This is a genomic window from Rhizobium sp. Leaf311 (assembly GCF_001423445.1).
Lineage (GTDB): Bacteria > Pseudomonadota > Alphaproteobacteria > Rhizobiales > Rhizobiaceae > Agrobacterium.
The window spans coordinates 55,714-75,441 of the sequence record NZ_LMNZ01000018.1 but is presented as its reverse complement, the minus strand read 5'-3'; the positions used below and the strand labels follow the sequence as shown (position 1 = coordinate 75,441).

The window sequence follows — 19,728 nt, the reverse complement described above, 5'->3', positions numbered from 1 at the left end:
TGGGGTCAGAAACGCGTTATGAAAACGTTATCCATAGATATTCGCCGTGCAGAGTCCGACGATGCGTATGCCATTTCAGATGTGCACAGATCATCGTGGCAGCAGGCCTATGGGGGATTGATACCGCACAAGCCGCTGCGGCAAATGCTGGATCGGCGCAATGAGAACTGGTGGCGCAAGGCGACCCGCGGTTCAGCCACCATGCTCGTGGTGGAAGTTGCAGGCGTGATTGCCGGCTACGCAACGCTCGGGCTTAATCGTGCCCGTGGATTGCCCTATGATGGCGAAGTCTATGAGATTTACCTGCGCCCGGAATATCAGGGCATGGGCCTCGGCTCGGTTCTGTTTACCGAGAGCCGTCGGCTTCTAAAGTCGCTGGGCTGCAGGGGTCTCGTCGTCTGGTGCCTTGAAGACAGCGATGTTGCCAGTCGCTTCTTTCGCTCTCACGGAGGCGAGGACGTCGTGGAAGGCATGGAGGATTTCGCCGGGACGCAATTGCGCAAACTTGGCTTTGTTTGGCACTGAAACAGCGCACGGTAACCGAGACGCTTTCGCAGTTGTTTTCACGACTGTACCGCCTTTGCCCGCTTTGGCCTTCAAATATTCCTGATTTTACGCTATTGCGGGAAAAAGCTGGCTTTCGGCCGCGCTGCAATTCGCAACATTTCGGAGTGAGAGATGGATAAGTTCACCAAGCTGACGGGCGTTGCCGCTCCTATGCCGGTCGTCAATGTCGATACCGACATGATCATTCCGAAGGATTACCTCAAAACCATCAAGCGCACCGGACTTGGCAAGGGCCTGTTTGCGGAATCGCGATATCTGGAAGACGGGTCTGACAATCCGGATTTCGTGCTGAACAAGCCAGCCTATCGGAATGCGAAGATCCTTGTCGCCGGGGATAATTTCGGCTGCGGCTCCTCGCGCGAGCACGCCCCATGGGCGCTTCTCGATTTCGGCATTCGTTGCGTCATCTCCACCAGCTTCGCCGATATCTTCTACAACAACTGTTTCAAGAACGGCATTCTGCCCATCATCGTCAGCCCGGAAAATCTGGAGAAGCTGATGGATGATGCATCGCGCGGCTCCAACGCCGTCGTCACCGTCGACCTTGAAAAACTGGAAATCAGCGGACCCGATGGGGGAACGATCGGTTTTGAACTCGACGAATTCAAGCGTCATTGCATGTTGAACGGCCTCGACGACATTGGCCTGACGCTGGAACATGCAGGTGCCATCAAGGGCTTTGAAAAGTCCAACGCCTCTTCCCGCCCCTGGGCTTGAGGTCAACTCATATTCCGCCATCCCTGACCTGATCCGGTATGGCGGATTTGTCGCAGCGGTACTCGCCAGCTGAACGTTCTTGCAATGTCGTTTCGAAATCGCTCCATTTCTGCGCGACGTACCAAATCGGCTTTTGCGTTCCTTGAAATGAACCATCGCCAAGGCTAAGAAGCCCGCAAGCTGCAGCGACTGACGTTGCAGACATACGGATTTTTAGATGTGCCCCGCCGTTTTTGAAACCACCAAGGTTTCATGGTGTGGCCAAGGAGGGTTTTCATGACGACGCGCACGCTCTTCCTGTTGCCGGGTGATGGCATCGGCCCCGAGGCCATGGCGGAAGTCCGCAAGTTGATCGATTATCTCAACAGCGAAAAGGCCGCAGGCTTCAAGACAGAAGACGGTCTTGTCGGCGGCAGCGCCTATGACGCCCATGGCGTGGCGATCTCCGATGCTGACATGGAGAAGGCGCTGGCCGCCGATGCCATTCTGTTTGGCGCAGTCGGCGGTCCGAAGTGGGACGGTGTTCCCTATGAGGTTCGACCGGAAGCCGGCCTCCTGCGCCTGCGCAAGGACCTGGAGCTTTTCGCCAACCTGCGCCCTGCCATCTGCTACCCGGCCCTGGCGGCAGCATCGTCACTGAAGCCGGAGCTTGTCGAAGGGCTCGATATTCTGATTGTCCGCGAATTGACCGGCGGCGTCTATTTCGGCGAGCCAAAGCAGATCATCGATCTCGGCAATGGACAAAAGCGCGGTATCGATACGCAGATCTATGACACGTTCGAAATTGAACGCATCGCCAGCGTTGCTTTCGAACTGGCGCGCACCCGCGACAACCGCGTCTGCTCCATGGAAAAGCGCAACGTCATGAAGTCGGGCGTATTGTGGAATCAGGTCGTTACCGAAACGCACGCAGCCAAGTACAAGGACGTTGTGCTTGAGCATATGCTGGCGGATGCCGGTGGCATGCAGTTGGTGCGCAAGCCAAAGCAGTTCGACGTCATCGTCACCGACAACCTGTTCGGCGATATGCTGTCCGACGTGGCGGCCATGCTGACCGGCTCGCTTGGAATGCTGCCTTCCGCTTCACTCGGCGCCCCGGATGCCAAGACCGGCAAGCGCAAGGCCATGTACGAGCCCGTTCACGGCTCGGCGCCTGATATCGCCGGTAAGGGCATTGCGAACCCGATCGCGATGATCGCTTCCTTTGCGATGTGCCTGCGCTACTCCTTCAACATGGTCGATGAAGCCACGAAGCTGGAAGCGGCCATCGCCAACGTTCTCGACAAGGGTATCCGCACCGCCGACATCATGGCTGATGGTTGCCGTCAGGTCAGCACGTCTGAAATGGGCGATGCGGTTCTTGCGCAATTCAAGGCGCTGTCGGCCTGATCGATACGGTCTGGGCAGGCGGCGTCGCTGTCTGCCCACCATCCTGCTCCGTCAGGAGGTGCTCGTAGCGCCTGTCGGTCAGCGTTTTCAGGAAGGCCACAATGGCGTCCACCCGCTTGTCGTCAAGCGCAGGCGCTGCGGTCAGTTCTTCAAATGCGATATTCTCCGGCACTTCCGGCGCATCCCACCTTTCGCCAGTTTCCGGATTGATCTGGCGGCTGGGCTTCTTGCTTTTATATTTCACATAAAACAGCACGACCGTGCGCAAATCCTTGAACACGCCATTGTGCATATAAGGACCTGTCACCGCCACATTGCGCAGGGTCGGCACCTTGAACTTGCCGCGCTGGGCCGGATCGCCCGCGACGGCGGGGTTCTGGTAAAGGCCGAGATCGACGGCATCAGGCTTTGAGCCATTTGCCGCCCTGACCGACTTATTGGCGGGAACGCCGATATTGAAATATTTGTGGTTGGTGAAGACACCGTCGGAGAGACCGCTCTCACCTCTGATTTCATGGCAGGTGTTGCAGTTGGTAAACTGGCTGGACGACATCAGGACGCGGCCCAGTTCTTCCTGGTCGGTAAGCTTTTCCTCGCCACGCAGGAAGCGGTCATATTTGGAATCGAAGGTCGAAAACTCGTCCGAGCGTTCGAAGGCGGCCAGCGCCTTCGTCATCGCCGCAAAGGCGGCATCGTCGCTCTTGAAGACATCTCCACCGAACTGCGTGCCGAAGGCTACCGCATAATCCGGGTTTTCCTTGAGACGCTTGGCGATGGTCGCCTTGTCGGGCATTCCCATCTCAACCGGGTTCAAAGGCGGGCCGCCGGCCTGCTCTTCCAAGGTCGATGCACGCCCGTCCCAGAAATGGCCGCCGACATATTCCCCTGCGGCATTCCTGCCGAATGGCGGCGAGAATTTCGCGTAAGCGGCACTCGGCGCATTGCGGTCACCCAGAGAGGCGCCATCATCGCCCAGAGAGACATCATGACCGACCTTGTCGCTCTCTCGCGCATCGGTAAAGCCCGCCGCTTCCATGTGGCAGGTGGAGCAGGACATGGTGCGGTTCATGGACAGATTGGTGTCGTGGAAGAGCGCTGCGCCGAGCTTTTCCAGCGTCGCATAGTCGCCGCCGCCATGGGCAATGTCGCCCGCGCCGGTACCGGCAGGCAGCAGGAGACACGCACTTGCAGTGATGACGCAGAGAATATGCCTGAACATGGCAGACGCCGAAATGGATGAAACTGCGCGCTCTATATCATTTCAGATCGGCAAAGCACAGAATCTTTCTGCCCCCGCTCCACTTTGTCGCAGAGACGGTTTTCAGTCGATCTGAAAATAGTTCTCGAAGGATTCGGGGAAATTCTGCCGTGCAACCCGCTCATCGATGACGAGCATCGCCTCATAGGATGTGGGATCGAAATTCTTCTCAGCAGGTACGACTTCCCGCCCGAACAGCAGACTGAGGCGCGCTGCATCGAGATTGCCACGTTCGAAGGGCTCATTGCCGAAGTGGTGCCACAGAGCGTGCAGGAATGCCGCATCTACCTTGTGTTCAGGCGAGTCGTTCCGGGCGCGCCGGGGAATGTACTTGATGGGCGTTACGCCGCGCGGATTGGCGCGGCGTATGGTGAACTGGATACCCGTGCTCGGCATGCCGGATGGAAAACCGCGATGTTTGGTCATGTCGGGCAGGTTAGCCATTCTCTTCTCCTTAGGCCTTGCCGATTTTGTCCTGTGTCTTCGTGTCGAAGTCGGACGCATCGTGGCGTTCATGCAATTGTTCTGAAGGATCGCCATTGGCCTTGTTGACCATGCGACCTCTTTTCACCGCAGGACGTGCTGCAATGTCTGCTGCCCAGCGCTGAAGGTTCTTGTAGCTTTTCACATCAAGGAAGACATCGGCCTTCGGATAGGACTGCCCGAGCGCCAGATTGCCATACCATGGCCAGACGGCAATATCCGCAATCGAATATTCCGAACCGGCCAGATACTGGTTCTCTGCCAGATGACGGTCCAGCACGTCAAGCTGACGCTTGGCTTCCATGGCGAAACGGTCGATGGCATATTTGATATGAATCGGCGCATAGGCGTAGAAATGGCCGAAACCGCCGCCGAGATAGGGGCCGGATGCCATCTGCCAGAACAGCCAGTTGATCGCTTCCGTGCGCGACTTGTGATCCTTGGGGAGGAACGCGCCGAATTTTTCCGCGAGATAGAGCAGGATCGAACCGCTTTCGAAAACGCGCGTCGGCTCTGTCGTGGAGTGATCGATGAGAGCGGGGATCTTGGAGTTCGGATTGGCCTTGACGAAACCGGAGCCGAACTGGTCGCCATCGCCGATCTTGATCATCCAGGCGTCGTATTCGGCACCCGTATGGCCTGCGGCCAGCAACTCTTCCAGCATGATGCCGACCTTCTGACCGTTCGGCGTTGCGAGCGAATAGAGCTGCAGCGGATGTTTGCCAACCGGCAGTTCCTTGTCATGCGTCGGACCTGCGATCGGGCGGTTGATATTGGCGAACTGACCGCCATTGCCCTTTTCCCATTCCCAGACGTCGGCTGGTTCGTAACCGGCGGGAAAATTATTCTCGGGGGATTTCTCGGTCATGAAAATCTGTCCTTGTTCAACGGATCAAGCGCCAGCGTTCGGCACTCGAAAGCAATATAGGCATCACCGGGGATTTCCTCCACCGCATCATCGATGAGAAAAATTCAACCTTTGGCGATGGCGTGAAAAAACGTACCAGTCACAAAGCCGCGTCTGCCACCGGATGCTCCAAGCGGTTTTCCCTGTCCATCGGCAATCTGCGCGAAGGGCTCGTCGTGACCCTGATCGGTCACTCGCGCGTAGTGAAATTCATGGCCGCGCAGGACATCGCCACGCCGTCCCAGTGCTCCATCGGTGGCAATCGTCGCCTGCCGATAGCCGAGGTTCATCTTGCGCTGGGCAAAGCTCGTGGAATGGGAAAGAAGCCCGGTCATGTCATGCGTGACACCGTCAGCATCTTCCAGCGTTTCGCCCAGAACCATATAGCCCCCGCACTCCCCGTGGACCGGCTTTGTCTCGCTGAAACGCCTGAGCGCGGCCTTGAAGCCGTTTGCGGAGGCGATCCGGCCCGCATGGAGTTCGGGATAGCCGCCCGGCAGCCAGCAGACATCGCAGGATGGGTCCGGCCCTTGATCGGAAAGCGGTGAGAAAGGCATGATCTCGGCACCCGCTTCACGCCAATGCCGGTGCAGGTGGGGATAGAGAAAGGTAAAGGCGGCATCTTGCGCCAGTGCAATACGTTGCCCCGGTGGGGCGATTGCCGCAAGGATGGAGCCGGGCGAGAGATCGACAGGCATGGCCGCGGAATACAGCGCGTCGAGATCAATCGCCTTTTCCATGGCGTCTGCCAGGCGTTCGATATGCGCGTCGATTTCAGGATGTTCGCTGGCTTGCACCAGCCCCAGATGTCGTTCCGGCAGCACAAGGGATGGATCACGCATCACGCAGCCTGCAACGGGCAAGCCGATCCTTTCAATGGCGTCGGTGCAAAGTGTGCGGTGCCTTTCGCTTCCTGCTCGATTGAGGACCACGGCAGACATCTTCACTGCCGGATCATAATGCGCAAAACCATGGGCGATGGCCGCAGCGGTCTGCGACTGGCCGGAAACATCCAGCACCAGAAGCACGGGAATAGCGAACAGCCGCGCCAGATCGGCCGCAGAGCCGGTGCGATGATCGGGCACCACAATGCCGTCGAACAGGCCCATGGCGCTCTCGATCAGCAACAGCTCGGCATCCTGCGACTGCTGGGCGAACAGGTGTCTCAGCAGGTCCGGCTCCATCGCCCAGCTATCGAGGTTCAGCCCATTGCTTCGCGCAGCCAGCGTATGAAAACCCGGATCGATGTAGTCCGGTCCGGTCTTGATGCCCCGAACCTTCACGCCTCGCCGGGCAAATGCGCGCAACAGGCCGATGGTGACGCTGGTTTTGCCTGAACCGGAACGGGGTGCCCCTATGATGATTGCTCTTGGTGTCATTTGCGCGGTCCGTTCGGTTGGTCCTGATTGATCGTTTTCACTCACAGGAGGCCCAACCCTTCTATTGTTGTTTCCCGATGACGGGCAGTTCCGTAACCGCTATAGACATGGAATGGAAACGGATGGAAAAAATCTGCGTCGCGGCTGGACGACCGGAAGTTGCGCCACGGCAGCGGCAAAAGCCGCCTGCAGCGCGCTGCTGACCGGTGAGTTTCCATACCCTGTCGAGATCGAACTTCCAAGCGGCAAGCGCGTCAGCTTTTCCCTGGCAACGAGCAAGCTGGGTGAGGGCATCGCTTCGGCTGGTGTCATCAAGGATGCCGGAGATGATCCCGATGTCACGCATGGCGCCATCGTGGAAAGCACGGTGCGGCCAGGTAAGCCCGGCACCGGGGTTACGTTCAAGGCGGGTCGCGGCGTTGGCATCGTCACCCGGCCGGGCCTTCCCCTTGCCGTAGGCGAACCCGCCATCAATCCTGTACCACGCAAGATGATCACGAAGGCTTTGCATGAGGTGGCCGGCGATAATGCTGATTTCGAAGTCGAAATTTCGGTCGAGAATGGCGAAAAAATCGCTGAGAGAACCCTGAATGGCAGGCTCGGGATTGTCGGGGGGCTTTCCATCCTCGGTACCACGGGAGTGGTCATTCCGTTCTCGTGCTCATCATGGATACATTCCATTTGGCGCGGCATCGACGTAGCCCGCGCCGAAGGCTTGACCCATATTCTGGGCGCTACGGGAAATGCTTCAGAAAAAGCCGGGCAGGCCTTGCATGGCTTGCCGGAAACCGCGCTGATCGACATGGGCGACTTTGTCGGGGGCATGTTGAAATATCTGAAGACGCATCCCATCGAGAGGCTGACCATTGCCGGTGGCGTTGCCAAGATGACCAAGCTTGCGCAAGGAATGCTGGACGTCCACTCCAAGCGCGGCCTGGCTGATCTCGATGCCTTGGCCAAGCTTGCGCTGGAGGCGGGCGCGAATGAAGCCTTGGTTGACAGCATTCGTCATGCCAACACCGTTTCTCATGCCTTCACCATGGCAGACGCTGACGGCATAGATCTGGGTGATGTGGTTGCCGCGCGGGCATGGAGGACAGCAGCAGATGCGCTCAACACGCCCGAAACGCAGCTTGAAATTCTGGTCTTCGACAGGGAGGGGGTGTTGAAGGGGCGTTTCGGCTTCGCCCCGTCCCATCACGTGCCGGCTTTTCCCTCGGGAGAACGGAACCGGCGGACATAATCGGCGCTGTAGAGTGCGCTTTCGCGGAAATCCTCAGATTGCAGTCCTTTGCCGACGAAGATCAGGGCCGTTCTCTCAACCGGTTCGGCAGCCAGCTTCGTTTCGATGTCGCCGAGGGTGCCTTTGATGATGCGCTCTTCCGGCCAGGATGCGCGCACGACGATCACGACCGGGCAATCGGCTCCATAGAGCGGCGAAAGATCCTCTACCACCTTGGCGATTGCGTGAATTGCAAGATGGATGGCCAGTGTTGCACCCGTTGCGCCGAAGGCCTTCAATGTTTCTGTTTCCGGCATCTTTGATGCACGTCCGGATACGCGTGTCAGGACGAGGCTCTGCGCCACTTCCGGCACTGTCAACTCACGCTTAAGCGTCGCTGCCGCTGCCGCAAAGGAGGGAACGCCGGGCGTGACCGTGTAAGGCAGCCCCAGACGCTCCAGACGGCGGATTTGCTCGCCCATGGCGCTCCAGACGGAAAGATCGCCGGAGTGCAGCCGCGCCACATCGTGGCCCTTTTGTGCCGCTGCCACGAACTCTGCTTCGATCTCGTCCAGGGAGAGTGCTGCGGTGTCGATGATACGGGCGCCGGGCGGGCAATAATCCAGCAGCGCTTTGGGCACCAAAGATCCCGCATACAAGCAGACAGGGCTGGCCGCAATCAAATCGCGTCCTCGAACGGTGATGAGATCTGCTGCGCCGGGGCCCGCGCCGATAAAGTGGACTGTCATTCGTCATCTCCAGAGGCGGCGATTGCCACCGTAATGTCACCCATCACCATACGCGGCGCAATGAGTGTTGATCCGGGCCCAAGTGCTGCTAGAGCTGACGCTTCGCACAGGCATGGGGAGCCGGAATGTTTGAGGCTTGTTTCTGAGCGGGTCATGGTGCGCGGCGCGGCGCTCTCGAAGTCCGCCTGGGCCACGACGACAAGAGCTATGTCGAGCCGCGTCGCTGCCTCCAGCAAGCCCGGCTCCTGCGCCTTGATCGGAGCGGTCGCGATAAAGTCGAACTTGACCCCATGCTTGCGGGACGCATCCTGCAGTGCCGTCAGCACTGCTTCGACGGTCGTATCCTTCCGACATCCTATCCCGGCAACGATCACGGCTTTACCCACGTCCATTGCGTGACTGGCATTGCTGGACGCCAGCCCTGCATCGACCCGACTGGCGACGCACGCGACACATCCAGCCGAATCAGCGATCCACCGAGGCGCGCTTGTGCTGCCAGCAAGATTGCTTCCATCTCCAGCGTTACCGCATTGGCGACCAGACGGCCGCCGGATTTCAGGGCCGTTATAGCGCCCTCCATGACGCCCGGCCTGCTGCCGCCGCCACCGATGAAAATCGCGTCAGGGGTCGGCAGTCCTTCGAAGGCGTCCGGTGCCGTTCCAATGACGATTTCAAGCGATGGTACGCCGAAAGCCTCGGCATTGCGGACCGCCCGTTGCGCCCGTTCCATATCCTGTTCTATTCCGATTGCGCGAAGGGAAGGATGGGCGAGCATCCATTCTATGCCAATGGAACCGGAGCCAGCGCCAATATCCCAGAGCAACTCACCGTGGCGTGGTGCAAGCGACGACAGGCTGACTGCGCGGATTTCCCGCTTCGTCATCTGGCCGTCATGCTCAAACAATGCATCGTTCAGCCCTTGCGAGAAGGGCAATATCCTGGCCTTTTCATCCGCGACGACCTCGATTGCCACCACATTCAACGGGTCGATATCGGTCAGGCAAAATTGATCTGCTCTTATATGACGCACCTTCTCGTCAGGGCCACCCAGTGCCTCAAGCAGGATGAAGTTCGAAGTCCCAAATCCTGTCTCTGCAAGGAGCCTGGCCAGGAGGGATGGGGCTTTTTCGTCCGATGTCAGGGCTATCAATCTTGCGCCGGGATGCAGATGCCGTCGCACGAGATCAATGGAGCGGCCATGCAACGAGATACAATCCACCTCCTGCAGAGCCCAGCCAAGGTGCGAGGCAGCCAGGGAAAAGGTAGAGGGAGACGGAAAAGACATCACCTCGTTTGCAGGGATATGGCGCAGCAGCGTCACGCCGACGCCACAGAAAAACGGATCGCCCGACGCCAGAACGCAAACCTTGCGGCCCCTCAAGGCCACGACGTCGGTCATCGCCACATCGAATGGCGCGGGCCAGGGCCGTGCCTGGCCCTTGATCGCGGCGGCTGCCAGCGAAAGGTGTCGCCTGCCCCCGAAGACGAAATCCGCATTCTCTATAGCTTGCAGCGCATTCGTACCCAGTCCCGCCAGTCCGTCTTCGCCGATGCCGACGATGGAAAGCCATGGTTGCGATGTCTTTTCACTGGATGCCCCCTGATTTCCGGCATATTCAGAGGTCATGACACGCTCCATACTCATTCTCGGTGGCACGGCGGATGCCCGTATTCTGGCTGGCAAGCTTGCCGACAAAACCGGATGCCGGATTCTTTTGTCGATGGCCGGACGCACGCGCGAACCGGTCCAGCAACCGGTGCCGATGCGCACGGGAGGCTTTGGCGGCGCCAGCGGTCTGGCTGAGTTCATTACCCAGCATGGGTTCGATCTTCTGGTGGACGCAACGCACCCCTATGCGTCGCGCATCTCTCCCAACGCACGTCAGGCGGCGCAACAGGTCAATATTCCGCTGGTCGCGCTTGAACGACCCGCATGGGAGCGTCATCCGTCTGACAGGTGGGTAAGTGTGGCCGATGTCGAGAGTGCCGTTGTGGCATTGGGTCGTCATGGCACAAGGGTTTTTCTGGCGCTCGGACGTCAGGAGCTTTTGCCCTTCGAGGCCGCGCCGCATCATGACTACCTTATTCGCAGTGTCGACCCGGTCGAGCCGCCGCTCAATCTTCCCCGCGCGCGTTACATCACCGCAAGGGGGCCTTTCACCGTCGAGGATGAGCTTTCCCTGCTCTCGGAAAACCGGATTACGCACATTGTGTCCAAGAATTCCGGCGGCGCAGCGGCCTATGCGAAGATCCAGGCGGCGCGCGAGCTTGGCATCGGCGTTGTGATGATTGATCGCCCGGTCCGAGGGGAGGGTGCGACGGTGCCAAGTATCGATGCTGCTTTGGCGGCCATTGACCATCAGCTCTCCCTTTTGGAAGAACGTGGTGAGTAGACGATCGGCGCTTGTCCGGCCCGGTCGATCAGCCTGGTTTCCACCGAACCGATGATGATGCAGGTAGCCATATCCGCCATGTCGGATGAGGCCTCCGACAGGGGGACGACCTTGATGCGCTCGTCAACGCGTCCAGCCGCACGCCCGAATATAACCGGGACGGTGCCTGGAAGATGCGCGCGCAAGACATCAAAGGCGGTGGTCAGTTGATGCGGGCGCGCCTTGCTGACGGGATTGTAGAAGGCCATGACAAAGCCCGCATCCGCAGCCGCAATCAGACGTTTTTCGATCAGCGACCAGGGCTTGAGGTTGTCGGAAAGGGAAATGGCGCAGAAATCATGTCCCAGCGGCGCACCCGCCTTGGCGGCAACAGCCAGCATGGCCGTTACGCCAGGCACAACGCGGAGATCGATCTGCCGCCAGTGCTCCGGACCGTTTTCAATCGCCTCGCAGACAGCTGCGGCCATTGCAAAGACTCCGGGGTCACCGCCGGAGACGACGCAGACCTTGCCGCCCGCCGCTGCGATTGTCAGGGCCGCCTCAGCTCGCGAGATTTCCTCCCTGTTGTCGGATGCGTGGCGGCGCTGATGGGGTGCCAGCGAAAGCCGGTCGAGATAGGGGATGTAGCCGAAAAAATCATCCGCCTCGCTGACGGCGTCCAGTGCTTCGGGCGTGACTTGTCCAGCATTTCCCGGGCCAAGGCCGACGACGGTGAGGCGTCCGTTCATTGGGCGTCTCCGCCTGCGGGTCTGTCCTTCCAGCCGGGTACCAGGACGAGCGAGAAATAGGGTGCGGGAGAGCCATCACGCTCCACCAGCCGCATGGCATGACCGTTTTCCATGGTGCCGCGCTCGACATAAAGAGCGCTTTGCAGCTTTCCAACCCTTTCCAGAGCCCGGCGAATTTTTGGCAGGTTGCGGCCAACCTTCATGATGACGGCACCATCAGTGCCGGAAAGGCGCTCGGCGAGCGTTTCCTCACCCAGCGTGCCCGGCAGAACGCTCAGGATGTCATCGCCCTGGACAAGTGGAAGACCGGCCATGGACCAGCAGCCGGACATGGCGGTAATACCCGCCACGACCTCTGCCGGATAGGATGGCGCAAGCCGTAAATGCAGATGCATGTAGGAGCCGTAAAACAGCGGATCGCCTTCCGAGAGCACGGCGACGCTGCGCCCGGCATCCAGATGCACGGCAATGTCCTTGGCGGACTGATCGAAAAAGGAAGCGATGGCCTGACGGTAGTCGTCGCCGTTCTTGTCGCTTTCGACCGTGACCGGATAAACAAGGGGCATTTCGAGCGTGCCCGGCCGGATGAAGCTTTCCACAATGCCGCGTCCGTTACCCTTGCTGCCCCTTTTGCAGAAAAAAGCGAGGACGTCAGCATTTTCAATGGCGCGCACGGCTTTGAGAGTCAGAAGTTCCGGATCGCCTGGACCGGTTCCGACGCCAATCAGCTTGCCTTTCAGCGCAGTTCCCGGTGCTGGATCGAACAATGCGGCGCTCATAGGCCGGGCCTCGCGACGGCGTTGATGGCAGCCGCAGTCATCGCCGAACCGCCGAGACGACCCTTGACGATGGCATAGGGGATACGAAGCGGGCTTTCGGCGAGTGCGTCCTTGGATTCCATCGCGCCGACAAACCCCACCGGCATACCGATGATGGCGGAGGGACGGGGTGCCCCGCTTTCCAGCAATTCAAGCAGATAGAACAACGCCGTCGGTGCGTTACCAATCGCGACGACCGCGCCATCTAGCTTTTCGGCCCACAGATTGAGTGCGGCAGCGGAGCGGGTATTGCCTATGGTCTTTGCGATCTCAGGCGTGCGGGGATCGCGGAGGGTGCAGATAACCTCATTGCGGGCGGGCAAACGTGCGCGGGTCACACCGTGGGCTACCATTTCAGCATCGCACAGCACGGGCTTGCCCGCCTCCAGTGCACCGCGTGCGGCGGTGACGAAATCCGGTGAGAACCGAAAATGCTGCGCTGCCTCGACCTGTCCGCAGGCATGGATCATGCGAATGGCGATTTCAGCCTGGTCGGGCGTAAAGCCGGAAAGATCGGCCTCTTCCCGCACCATCGCGAAGGAGCGTTCATAGATCGCGTTGCCGTCGCGAATATAGTCGTATTCAGTCATCGATCATCCTGTCGGAGCGCCGCGACAATCCTTTGTTTGCCGAGGCGGGCAAGCAGGGCGCGGGCATTTTCTCCGGGCTTATGTTCTTTTTCGTATAATCGGGCAAGCCGCGAAAGTGCGGCCCGTTGATCGTTGCGTGGCAAAATCGCATCCGCAACGCCGGAAACACTCCCGGAATGGAAGAACGCCAGCCCTTCTTCGTGGCCCGAAAAGGCCAGCGATGCAGCACCGGGATGGGCGCAACCCTTGCCGCAACCGGAAAGGTGAAGCGTCAACGAGCCGTCAAGCAAATCGCCGCACTCCGCTGCCGCATGGCTCGCCAGTTCGCGTGTTGCGATGTGGGCCGACGCGCAGCCCGGCTGTCCGGCACAGGCCGCGATGCTGGACCTTGGGTCGCTGGCGATGGTGATGAACTCGTTCTCACGCGCATAGCCAAGAAGCGCGTCGCAGGCTGCTTCGTCGCCAATAAAGAAGAGGGCGTGTGCCGGTCCCGGTCTGACGCTTGTCATGCCAAGGCTGGACGCGAAGGCGCATAGCAAGGACAGTCTTGCAGCGGGTGTCTGGCCGAATGCAGGAGCAAGGACGGCAGCGAAGCGATTGTTTGAGAGATGCCGCAAGCCGTAAGGTGATGCTGCGGTTCCAACTTGCATTTCTATCCCGGGACCGGCAACCAGCCGGTCACCGCAAATCGCGCGAACCTGTGAGAGAGCAAGGTCGCGTCCACGCGTATTCGGACCGAGGTCGGCAAGATGTGACAGAAGATCGATCACAACGGTGGCCGCGTCCTCTGTCTCAACAAAACCGGCCCGCAACGCCTTGTCTTCAGTACCCCCAAGCATCAACTGCCACATGGAGGCTTTGCCGACGCGTGCAGCCTTCAAACGAATATCCGCCAGCAGATCTGCCATGGCGACGTGGCCGCCGCCATCGATGATGACGGACATTTTGGCGGCCAATTTGTCGTGCAGGGCAAGAGCGGCGGCTGCTTCGCTTATCCGGCTCACTATTTCGCGAGGATCGCAGATTGCCGTGTCGTCCATTCCAGCGAGCGGAGAGGTTTCCACGGCCAGTCCCTGTCGCAACGGCAGGCCAAGCGCGAGCACGTCACGTTCCAGATTTGCGGCGCTTTCTAATGTCAGGCCACGAAACTGCAGGCCGCCACGGGCGGTTATATCCAGCAGTCCATTGCCGTGCCGGATTGCGAGAGCGCAGAGTGCATGGAGGTCGTCAGGGGGGCAATCTTTCGTAAACGCAATGCGGGATAACAGGCCGTCCCCCGTCTGCATGGGCGCAGACAAGGCCGGGCAGAAGCCGCGGCGTGCAAAGGGTTGAACAGGGACGGAAGACGATGCGCTCATGCCTCCATCCTCCTGGATCGAGGCAGGATCAGCATTTCGAGTTCAGCGTCAACCGCATTGCGCCGCGTGTGCCAGAGGCCCCGGTTGCGGGCGGAGATGAAACGTCTTGCCATGACCTCCGCTGCCTGCGGATTCTCCCTCAAGATGAAATCGCGAACATCCTCATTTCCGAAATAGGCGTCGTAGAGAGCCTCTATCAGGGACGAGGCGACAGCGTTCGTCGTTTCGGCAAAGGCAATCAGCCTGTCGACGGTTTCGGCGAACTCCGAGGCTCCGCGTGGTCCGTGTCGCATCTGCCCGGAGATAAAGCGTGGGTTGATTGCACGGGCCCGCACCACGCGCGCAACGGCCTGCGCCATTGAGCGGGCTCTGGGGCGGGCAGGGTCTGTCGTGTCCAGCGCGACGATATCCGCTGACAGACCAAGCGCTGCCTTTGCCGCTGCATAGCCTCCCATGAAGGCGACGTCGGATGAGCCATCGAGCAAATCCCGTCCGGGATCGTCGCCGGTGTGAACCAGCAGATCGGCCTTGGCTACCTGTATGGCAAAGCCATTATCGACGGTGACGTCGAGGCCGTCCGCTCCACCGAAGGAATGATTTGCCGTCTTAAGGTAGGCCTGACCGAGCTCATCTCGGTCGTTCCAATCTCCGTCCGCCAGTTTTTCCTCGATGCCTGCACCATAGGTTCCGGGCGCTGAGCCGAAAATGCGCGAAGGTATGTGGCCAAGCCTGTCTGCTTCTTCTGAAAGGGGATTATCCCCCGGCGATTCCGTGCGGCGCGCAATGGCCTTGGCGGCGGCATCCAGCAGCGCGATGAGCGCCGGGAACATGTCGCGGAACAGGCCTGAGATACGAAACGTCACATCCACCCGTGGGCGCCCGAGAGCCGCTGGCGGGAGGATCTCGACGCCGGTCACGCGACCGGTGCTGCGATCATGGATCGGCCTGGCACCCATCAGATGCAGGGCCTGCCCGACATCCTCACCACCATTGCGCAGGGATGCGGAGCCCCAGAGATCGAAAACGAGGTTCCTGGGCCAGTCGCCATGACTTTGCAGATAATGGCGCAGCACCTCCTCGCCTGCCGCTCGTCCCAGTTCGAAGGCGGTTGGCGTCGGCATTGTGCGCGGATCTGCTGCATAGAGATTTCGGCCCGTGGGAAGCACGTCCAGTCTTCCCCGCGCGGGAGCACCGGAGGGACCGGGGCGGATGTGGTGTCCATCAAGTGCTGCCAGCAAGGCTGCCTTTTCGGCGATGGCGCTTTCCCGTCTCAACGGGTCTGTTTCCTCCTCCGCACAGCGTGCGAAGACATGCTGCCCATCCTTGATCGCGAAATCCTTGAGATCACACAGAAATGCATCGATCTGCGACAGCGCCGTGTCGGCATCGTCACCGGCAGCCACTCCTGCCTCCGATGCCAGTCCCGTTTCCTGCGCCTTATCCACGATCAGCTTTGCCAGCCGGTCACGGCGGCGGCGATCAAGCCCATCGGCCTGCGCATACTCATCAACGAGCTGCTCCAGTTCCATCTGCTCGGGAGAAAGCCCTGCCTCCATAAGGACGGGAGGAATATGTCCGATGGTGACGGCGGCGATGCGTCTTTTCGCTACCGCGGCTTCACCGGGATTGGACACGATAAAGGGATAGATGACGGGTAGGGCGCCTGTGACGATTTCCGGAAAACAGCTCTCCGACAGCGCCACGGTCTTCCCGGGCAACCATTCCAATGTGCCGTGAGCACCGACATGGATGACGGCGTGAGCATCCAGATGAAGCCGCATCCAGGCGCCGAAAGCGACAAGTGCATGGCGCGGCGGCAAGGCGGGATCATGGTAATCGACGCGTCGGTCTGCGTTGCGGCCGCGATCCGGAGCGAGCGCAACCACCACGGACCCAAACTGCGCAGCACGAAACCGGAAGGCGTCGTCTTCTACCGCCTCATCATGGTCAGCCTCGCCCCATGTCTGGCTCAGGGCCGAATTGGCAGCTTCCGGCAATGTTGTTCTGAAGCTTGCGTATTCGCGAAGTCCGAAACGCGCGGTCTCGGTTTCGATCCGGTCCATCAGCGCCCGAGCCGAGGCGGGAATGTCGTCGACAGCGTAGCCTGCGTCACGCAGATCGTGCAGCATTTCCAATACGCTTTGTGGCACGTCGAGCCCGACGGCGTAACCGGTGCGTCCAGGTGCTGCACCGGGATAATCTGGCATGAGTATGACGAGGCGACGCTTGCGCGGTGGCGTGTTCTTGAGCCTCAAGAATGCGCAGAGACGATCGGCGACCTGCGCGACACGGTCCATTTCCGGCGTGTGGACAAGGCCACGTCCACCGGCGGGGTCTGGCTGCTTGAAGGAAATCGCGCCGGAGAGGATGCGACCATCCAGTTCCGGCAGGACCACATGCATGGCAAGGTCGGATGGGTTGAGGCCGCGCATATTTTCGGCCCAGCCCAATCGCTGCGTGGTGGCCATGATGACCTGGAATGTAGCGACGCCCAGCCTGTCGAAAAGCGTCATGCCTGAAGCATCAGACTGGCTTGCGAAAGATGTGGCTGTCACCATCGCCGATGGATTTAACCGGCTTAGTGTCTCGGTCAAAAAATGGATCGCGTCTTCGTCTTTCAGGCCGGAGACGAAGATTGGAAGCGGTGAAATTCCGCGCTGATGCAGCGCTTCGTAAAGGGTGTCGATGGGTGCAACGTCACCTGCCATCAGCATCGAGCGATAGAAAAGGACAGGTACGAGCGGCGCGTCCGCAGCAAAGCCTGTCCGTGCTTGTTCAAGCTCGACGACGCCTTGTCCGGGCCTGTAGAACCCGGTTTTTGGCAGCGGTTCTGCAGAAAGGTCAGGCCATTCGCCTTTTGAAAAAGTCGCAAGACCCCGGGCGGCCCTGTCCATGTTTTCGGGGCCTCCCTCGCGGAAGAAGGAAAGAATGGAAGACAGCGTCGGCAAATCGACCGTGGACGCCGCTTCCAGCTTTTCATCGCGTTCGGAGCATTCGCCCGGCAAAAGAACGAGCTTGATGCCTCGCCGCTTTGCCATGCGCGAAACCTCTTCGACCCCGTATCGCCAGCGGTCAGCGCCGCCGAGGATCCGGATAAGGATCAGTTTGGCATGTTCCGCCGTCTTTTCGATCCAGAGATCGACTGACATCGGGTGACGAAGATCGGTCAGATTCGCTGAAACAAGCGAAACCGATCCGTCCGTTGTCCGCTGCCATGCGCGTTCAAGCCCACCGAGGTCGCTGGCTGAAAATGACAGCACCACCACATCTGCCCGGCCGAGGTTGAGATCAACCGGCTCTGCCAGATCGTCCAGGGACGAGGATGTGGTGGCGAGAATGTGCATGGATCAGGCCGCCAGCATCCGCTCGATCTTTGCACGGTCCAGACCCTTCTCGCCGATGACGACGAGACGGCTGCGACGAACCTCTCCAGCGGCCCAGGGGCGGTCGAAATAGTGATTGACCCTTGAGCCAACCGCTTGAACCTGAAGCCGCATCGGTTTTGCCGAAACGTCGACAAAGCCCTTGATGCGCAGAACGTTTTCGGAGGCTGCCGTTTGCGAGATACGCTCTGCAAGGGCGTCCGGGTCGCTCACGGCGTCAAGCTCCACGACAAAGCTGTCGAACTCGTCGTGATCGTGGTCCTCTTCTTCGTCGTGATGGGTGTGGCGGTTCTCGATGTCGTCTTCGACGGCAAGTCCGAGGCCGATCAGCACGGCTGGATCGATGGCGCCATTGGAGGCGACAACAATCTTCGCAGCTTTTGGCAGATGGGCGTTGATATGGGCCTTGGCGCGCTCCAGACCTTCGGCATCCAGAAGGTCGCCCTTGGTGAGAACGATGAGGTCGGCACAGGCGATCTGGTCCTCGAATACTTCCTCGACCGGATCGTCATGGTCCAGGGCCTCATCATTCTGGCGCTGGGCAGCAAGGGCTTCGAGATCGTGCGACACCATGCCTTCGGCAAGAGCTGCACCATCGGCCACGGCTACAACAGCATCGACGGTCACGCGACTTTTGATCGCGGGCCACTGAAATGCCTGTACGAGCGGCTTGGGCAAAGCAAGACCGGATGTCTCGATCAGAATATGCTCGACGCGCGGCTCACGGCTGAGAATCTGTTCCAGCGCTGGCTGAAAGTCGTCCGCAACCGTGCAGCAGATGCAGCCATTCGCCAGCTCCACAATGTTTTCTTCCGGGCAGCTTTCGATGCCGCAACCCTTGAGAATCTCTCCGTCGATGCCGACATCGCCGAACTCGTTGACGATGATGGCCAGTCGCTTGCCTTCCAGCTTTTCGAGAAGACCTCTCAGCAATGTGGTCTTGCCCGCGCCCAGAAAGCCGGTAACGATGGTGCAGGGAACGCGATTGAGCGTGGTCATGGTGTCTCCTCGGTGTGATGCAAAGCGGGAATGCGGGCAACCATGCCGCGCTTCAAACTGTCGGGCCGTCCACGCCAGGGCATGAGCCCGTCCGGCGCGTTTTCCAGCAGGCGGGCGCCGACCAAAAGATCTGCGGCATCGTCCTGTGCGAGGCCACCGAAAATGTAGGACCAGCCGTCCTGGGTGCGGATCGCAGCGCTCAGGCCGCGCTTGCAGTTTGCAAGGCAATTGACGCTGCGCACGGTCACGCCTTCGTCCTTGCCAAGAGCCGAAACGGTCTGTGCAAGCGTTGCCCCGGCGCGTGGTTCTGCGGTCGGATCGGCCTCCGCGCGGCAACTGCGGCAGACAAACACGACAACGCCTTGAGCCTTGCTCTTATCCGTCACGTCCGTCAGGCTGGGTACTGTTGCTGTCATATCCAAGGGTCTGCTTTCCGCGCCTTCACAATGGTCTCGGGGTGCGGAAATCGAAAATGGCACGCGAAGACGCGCAGCCAGGCCCGAACAACCGACTGACCGGAGCACCCCGCCCGGCAGACGTTTTTCCTGAAACGGCAGGTCTCCTGGCTTGCGGCTTCAGCGCCCTTTCGCTGCCTTCCCGGACATTTCGTCCAGTGGCTTCCAGCGTGGGCTCACCGCTTACAGTTGCGGGGGCAGCCACGGATTTATCCGCAAAGCGGGTTACACCGTGTTCCCTCTTAGCTTTTCCCGTTGCCGGAAAAAGACCGTCAGTGCTTAACCCTTATGCCCTGCCATGCTTTTGTGTCAATGGCGCGCGTCATTGCCCGG

Annotated in this window: 19 protein-coding genes and 1 riboswitch; of the genes, 5 read left to right on the top strand and 14 right to left on the bottom strand. The window is 59.9% G+C overall.

The annotated features are described in order from the left end of the window. The first annotated feature begins 18 nt into the window (after positions 1–18). The 3 genes from ASF69_RS16045 to leuB all read left to right on the top strand — a co-directional run bounded on the left by ASF69_RS16045 (position 19) and on the right by leuB (position 2,673). Positions 19–525: a GNAT family N-acetyltransferase gene (locus ASF69_RS16045; RefSeq protein ID WP_062589205.1), complete on the top strand. Its 507-nt coding sequence runs from the start codon at positions 19–21 to the stop codon at positions 523–525. 153 nt (positions 526–678) lie between these two features. Further along, positions 679–1,284 (top strand): 3-isopropylmalate dehydratase small subunit, encoded by a 606-nt coding sequence (gene leuD / locus ASF69_RS16040; protein WP_062589203.1) that lies wholly within the window; start codon positions 679–681, stop codon positions 1,282–1,284. A 276-nt stretch (positions 1,285–1,560) separates the two neighbouring features. Beyond that, positions 1,561–2,673, top strand: a complete 1,113-nt coding sequence (gene leuB / locus ASF69_RS16035) for a 3-isopropylmalate dehydrogenase (protein WP_062589201.1) — start codon at positions 1,561–1,563, stop codon at positions 2,671–2,673. Here leuB and ASF69_RS16030 read toward each other — a convergent pair. From ASF69_RS16030 to ASF69_RS16015, 4 genes are all read right to left on the bottom strand, one after another. Next, positions 2,654–3,892 (bottom strand): cytochrome-c peroxidase, encoded by a 1,239-nt coding sequence (locus tag ASF69_RS16030; RefSeq protein WP_062589199.1) that lies wholly within the window; start codon positions 3,890–3,892, stop codon positions 2,654–2,656. The genes leuB and ASF69_RS16030 overlap by 20 nt on opposite strands. A gap of 102 nt (positions 3,893–3,994) precedes the next feature. After that, positions 3,995–4,375: a hypothetical protein gene (locus ASF69_RS16025; protein ID WP_062589197.1), complete on the bottom strand. Its 381-nt coding sequence runs from the start codon at positions 4,373–4,375 to the stop codon at positions 3,995–3,997. 10 nt (positions 4,376–4,385) lie between these two features. Then, positions 4,386–5,282, bottom strand: a complete 897-nt coding sequence (gene yghU, locus ASF69_RS16020; protein WP_062589195.1) for a glutathione-dependent disulfide-bond oxidoreductase — start codon at positions 5,280–5,282, stop codon at positions 4,386–4,388. Between the two features lie 104 nt (positions 5,283–5,386). Further along, positions 5,387–6,700 carry a cobyrinate a,c-diamide synthase gene (locus tag ASF69_RS16015; protein ID WP_062589193.1) on the bottom strand — a complete coding sequence of 438 codons (1,314 nt, stop codon included), beginning with the start codon at positions 6,698–6,700 and terminating at the stop codon, positions 5,387–5,389. 112 nt (positions 6,701–6,812) lie between these two features. Between ASF69_RS16015 and ASF69_RS16010 the strand changes: the two genes are divergently transcribed. Next, positions 6,813–7,943, top strand: a complete 1,131-nt coding sequence (locus ASF69_RS16010; RefSeq protein WP_062589191.1) for a cobalt-precorrin-5B (C(1))-methyltransferase — start codon at positions 6,813–6,815, stop codon at positions 7,941–7,943. Here ASF69_RS16010 and cobM read toward each other — a convergent pair. From cobM to ASF69_RS15995, 3 genes are read right to left on the bottom strand one after another with little or no spacing between them, the layout of a single operon-like run. Continuing rightward, positions 7,898–8,671 (bottom strand): precorrin-4 C(11)-methyltransferase, encoded by a 774-nt coding sequence (cobM, locus tag ASF69_RS16005; protein WP_062589189.1) that lies wholly within the window; start codon positions 8,669–8,671, stop codon positions 7,898–7,900. The genes ASF69_RS16010 and cobM overlap by 46 nt on opposite strands. Beyond that, positions 8,668–9,063 (bottom strand): cobalamin biosynthesis protein, encoded by a 396-nt coding sequence (locus ASF69_RS16000; protein WP_062589187.1) that lies wholly within the window; start codon positions 9,061–9,063, stop codon positions 8,668–8,670. The genes cobM and ASF69_RS16000 overlap by 4 nt, the downstream gene beginning before the upstream one ends. Beyond that, positions 9,042–10,298: a bifunctional cobalt-precorrin-7 (C(5))-methyltransferase/cobalt-precorrin-6B (C(15))-methyltransferase gene (locus ASF69_RS15995; protein ID WP_062589185.1), complete on the bottom strand. Its 1,257-nt coding sequence runs from the start codon at positions 10,296–10,298 to the stop codon at positions 9,042–9,044. The genes ASF69_RS16000 and ASF69_RS15995 overlap by 22 nt, the downstream gene beginning before the upstream one ends. On the opposite strand from ASF69_RS15995, the gene ASF69_RS15990 reads away from it, so the two are divergent. Beyond that, positions 10,297–11,064 (top strand): cobalt-precorrin-6A reductase, encoded by a 768-nt coding sequence (locus tag ASF69_RS15990; protein WP_062589183.1) that lies wholly within the window; start codon positions 10,297–10,299, stop codon positions 11,062–11,064. The genes ASF69_RS15995 and ASF69_RS15990 overlap by 2 nt on opposite strands. Here the strand turns inward: ASF69_RS15990 and ASF69_RS15985 are convergent. Genes ASF69_RS15985 through ASF69_RS15955 form a run of 7 tightly spaced genes read right to left on the bottom strand, consistent with a single transcriptional unit; the run spans position 11,031 to position 19,356 of the window. Next, positions 11,031–11,792: a precorrin-3B C(17)-methyltransferase gene (locus ASF69_RS15985; RefSeq protein WP_062589182.1), complete on the bottom strand. Its 762-nt coding sequence runs from the start codon at positions 11,790–11,792 to the stop codon at positions 11,031–11,033. The genes ASF69_RS15990 and ASF69_RS15985 overlap by 34 nt on opposite strands. Beyond that, complete coding sequence (locus tag ASF69_RS15980; protein ID WP_062589180.1) at positions 11,789–12,571, bottom strand: precorrin-2 C(20)-methyltransferase; 783 nt, start codon at positions 12,569–12,571, stop codon at positions 11,789–11,791. Before ASF69_RS15980 ends, ASF69_RS15985 begins: the two co-directional genes overlap by 4 nt. Beyond that, positions 12,568–13,200: a precorrin-8X methylmutase gene (locus ASF69_RS15975; RefSeq protein WP_062589179.1), complete on the bottom strand. Its 633-nt coding sequence runs from the start codon at positions 13,198–13,200 to the stop codon at positions 12,568–12,570. The genes ASF69_RS15980 and ASF69_RS15975 overlap by 4 nt, the downstream gene beginning before the upstream one ends. Beyond that, positions 13,197–14,558, bottom strand: coding sequence for a precorrin-3B synthase (cobG, locus tag ASF69_RS15970; protein WP_062589177.1), 1,362 nt, complete (start codon positions 14,556–14,558; stop codon positions 13,197–13,199). The genes ASF69_RS15975 and cobG overlap by 4 nt, the downstream gene beginning before the upstream one ends. After that, entirely contained in the window at positions 14,555–17,902 is a 3,348-nt protein-coding gene (gene cobN / locus ASF69_RS15965; RefSeq protein ID WP_062589175.1) for a cobaltochelatase subunit CobN, read from the bottom strand. The genes cobG and cobN overlap by 4 nt, the downstream gene beginning before the upstream one ends. A 3-nt stretch (positions 17,903–17,905) precedes the next feature. After that, on the bottom strand, positions 17,906–18,940 hold the full coding sequence (gene cobW, locus ASF69_RS15960) for a cobalamin biosynthesis protein CobW (RefSeq protein WP_062589174.1): 1,035 nt from the start codon (positions 18,938–18,940) through the stop codon (positions 17,906–17,908). Beyond that, positions 18,937–19,356, bottom strand: coding sequence for a DUF1636 family protein (locus ASF69_RS15955; RefSeq protein WP_062589172.1), 420 nt, complete (start codon positions 19,354–19,356; stop codon positions 18,937–18,939). Before ASF69_RS15955 ends, cobW begins: the two co-directional genes overlap by 4 nt. A 118-nt stretch (positions 19,357–19,474) precedes the next feature. After that, positions 19,475–19,684, bottom strand: a riboswitch (cobalamin riboswitch). Positions 19,685–19,728: the final 44 nt, after the last annotated feature.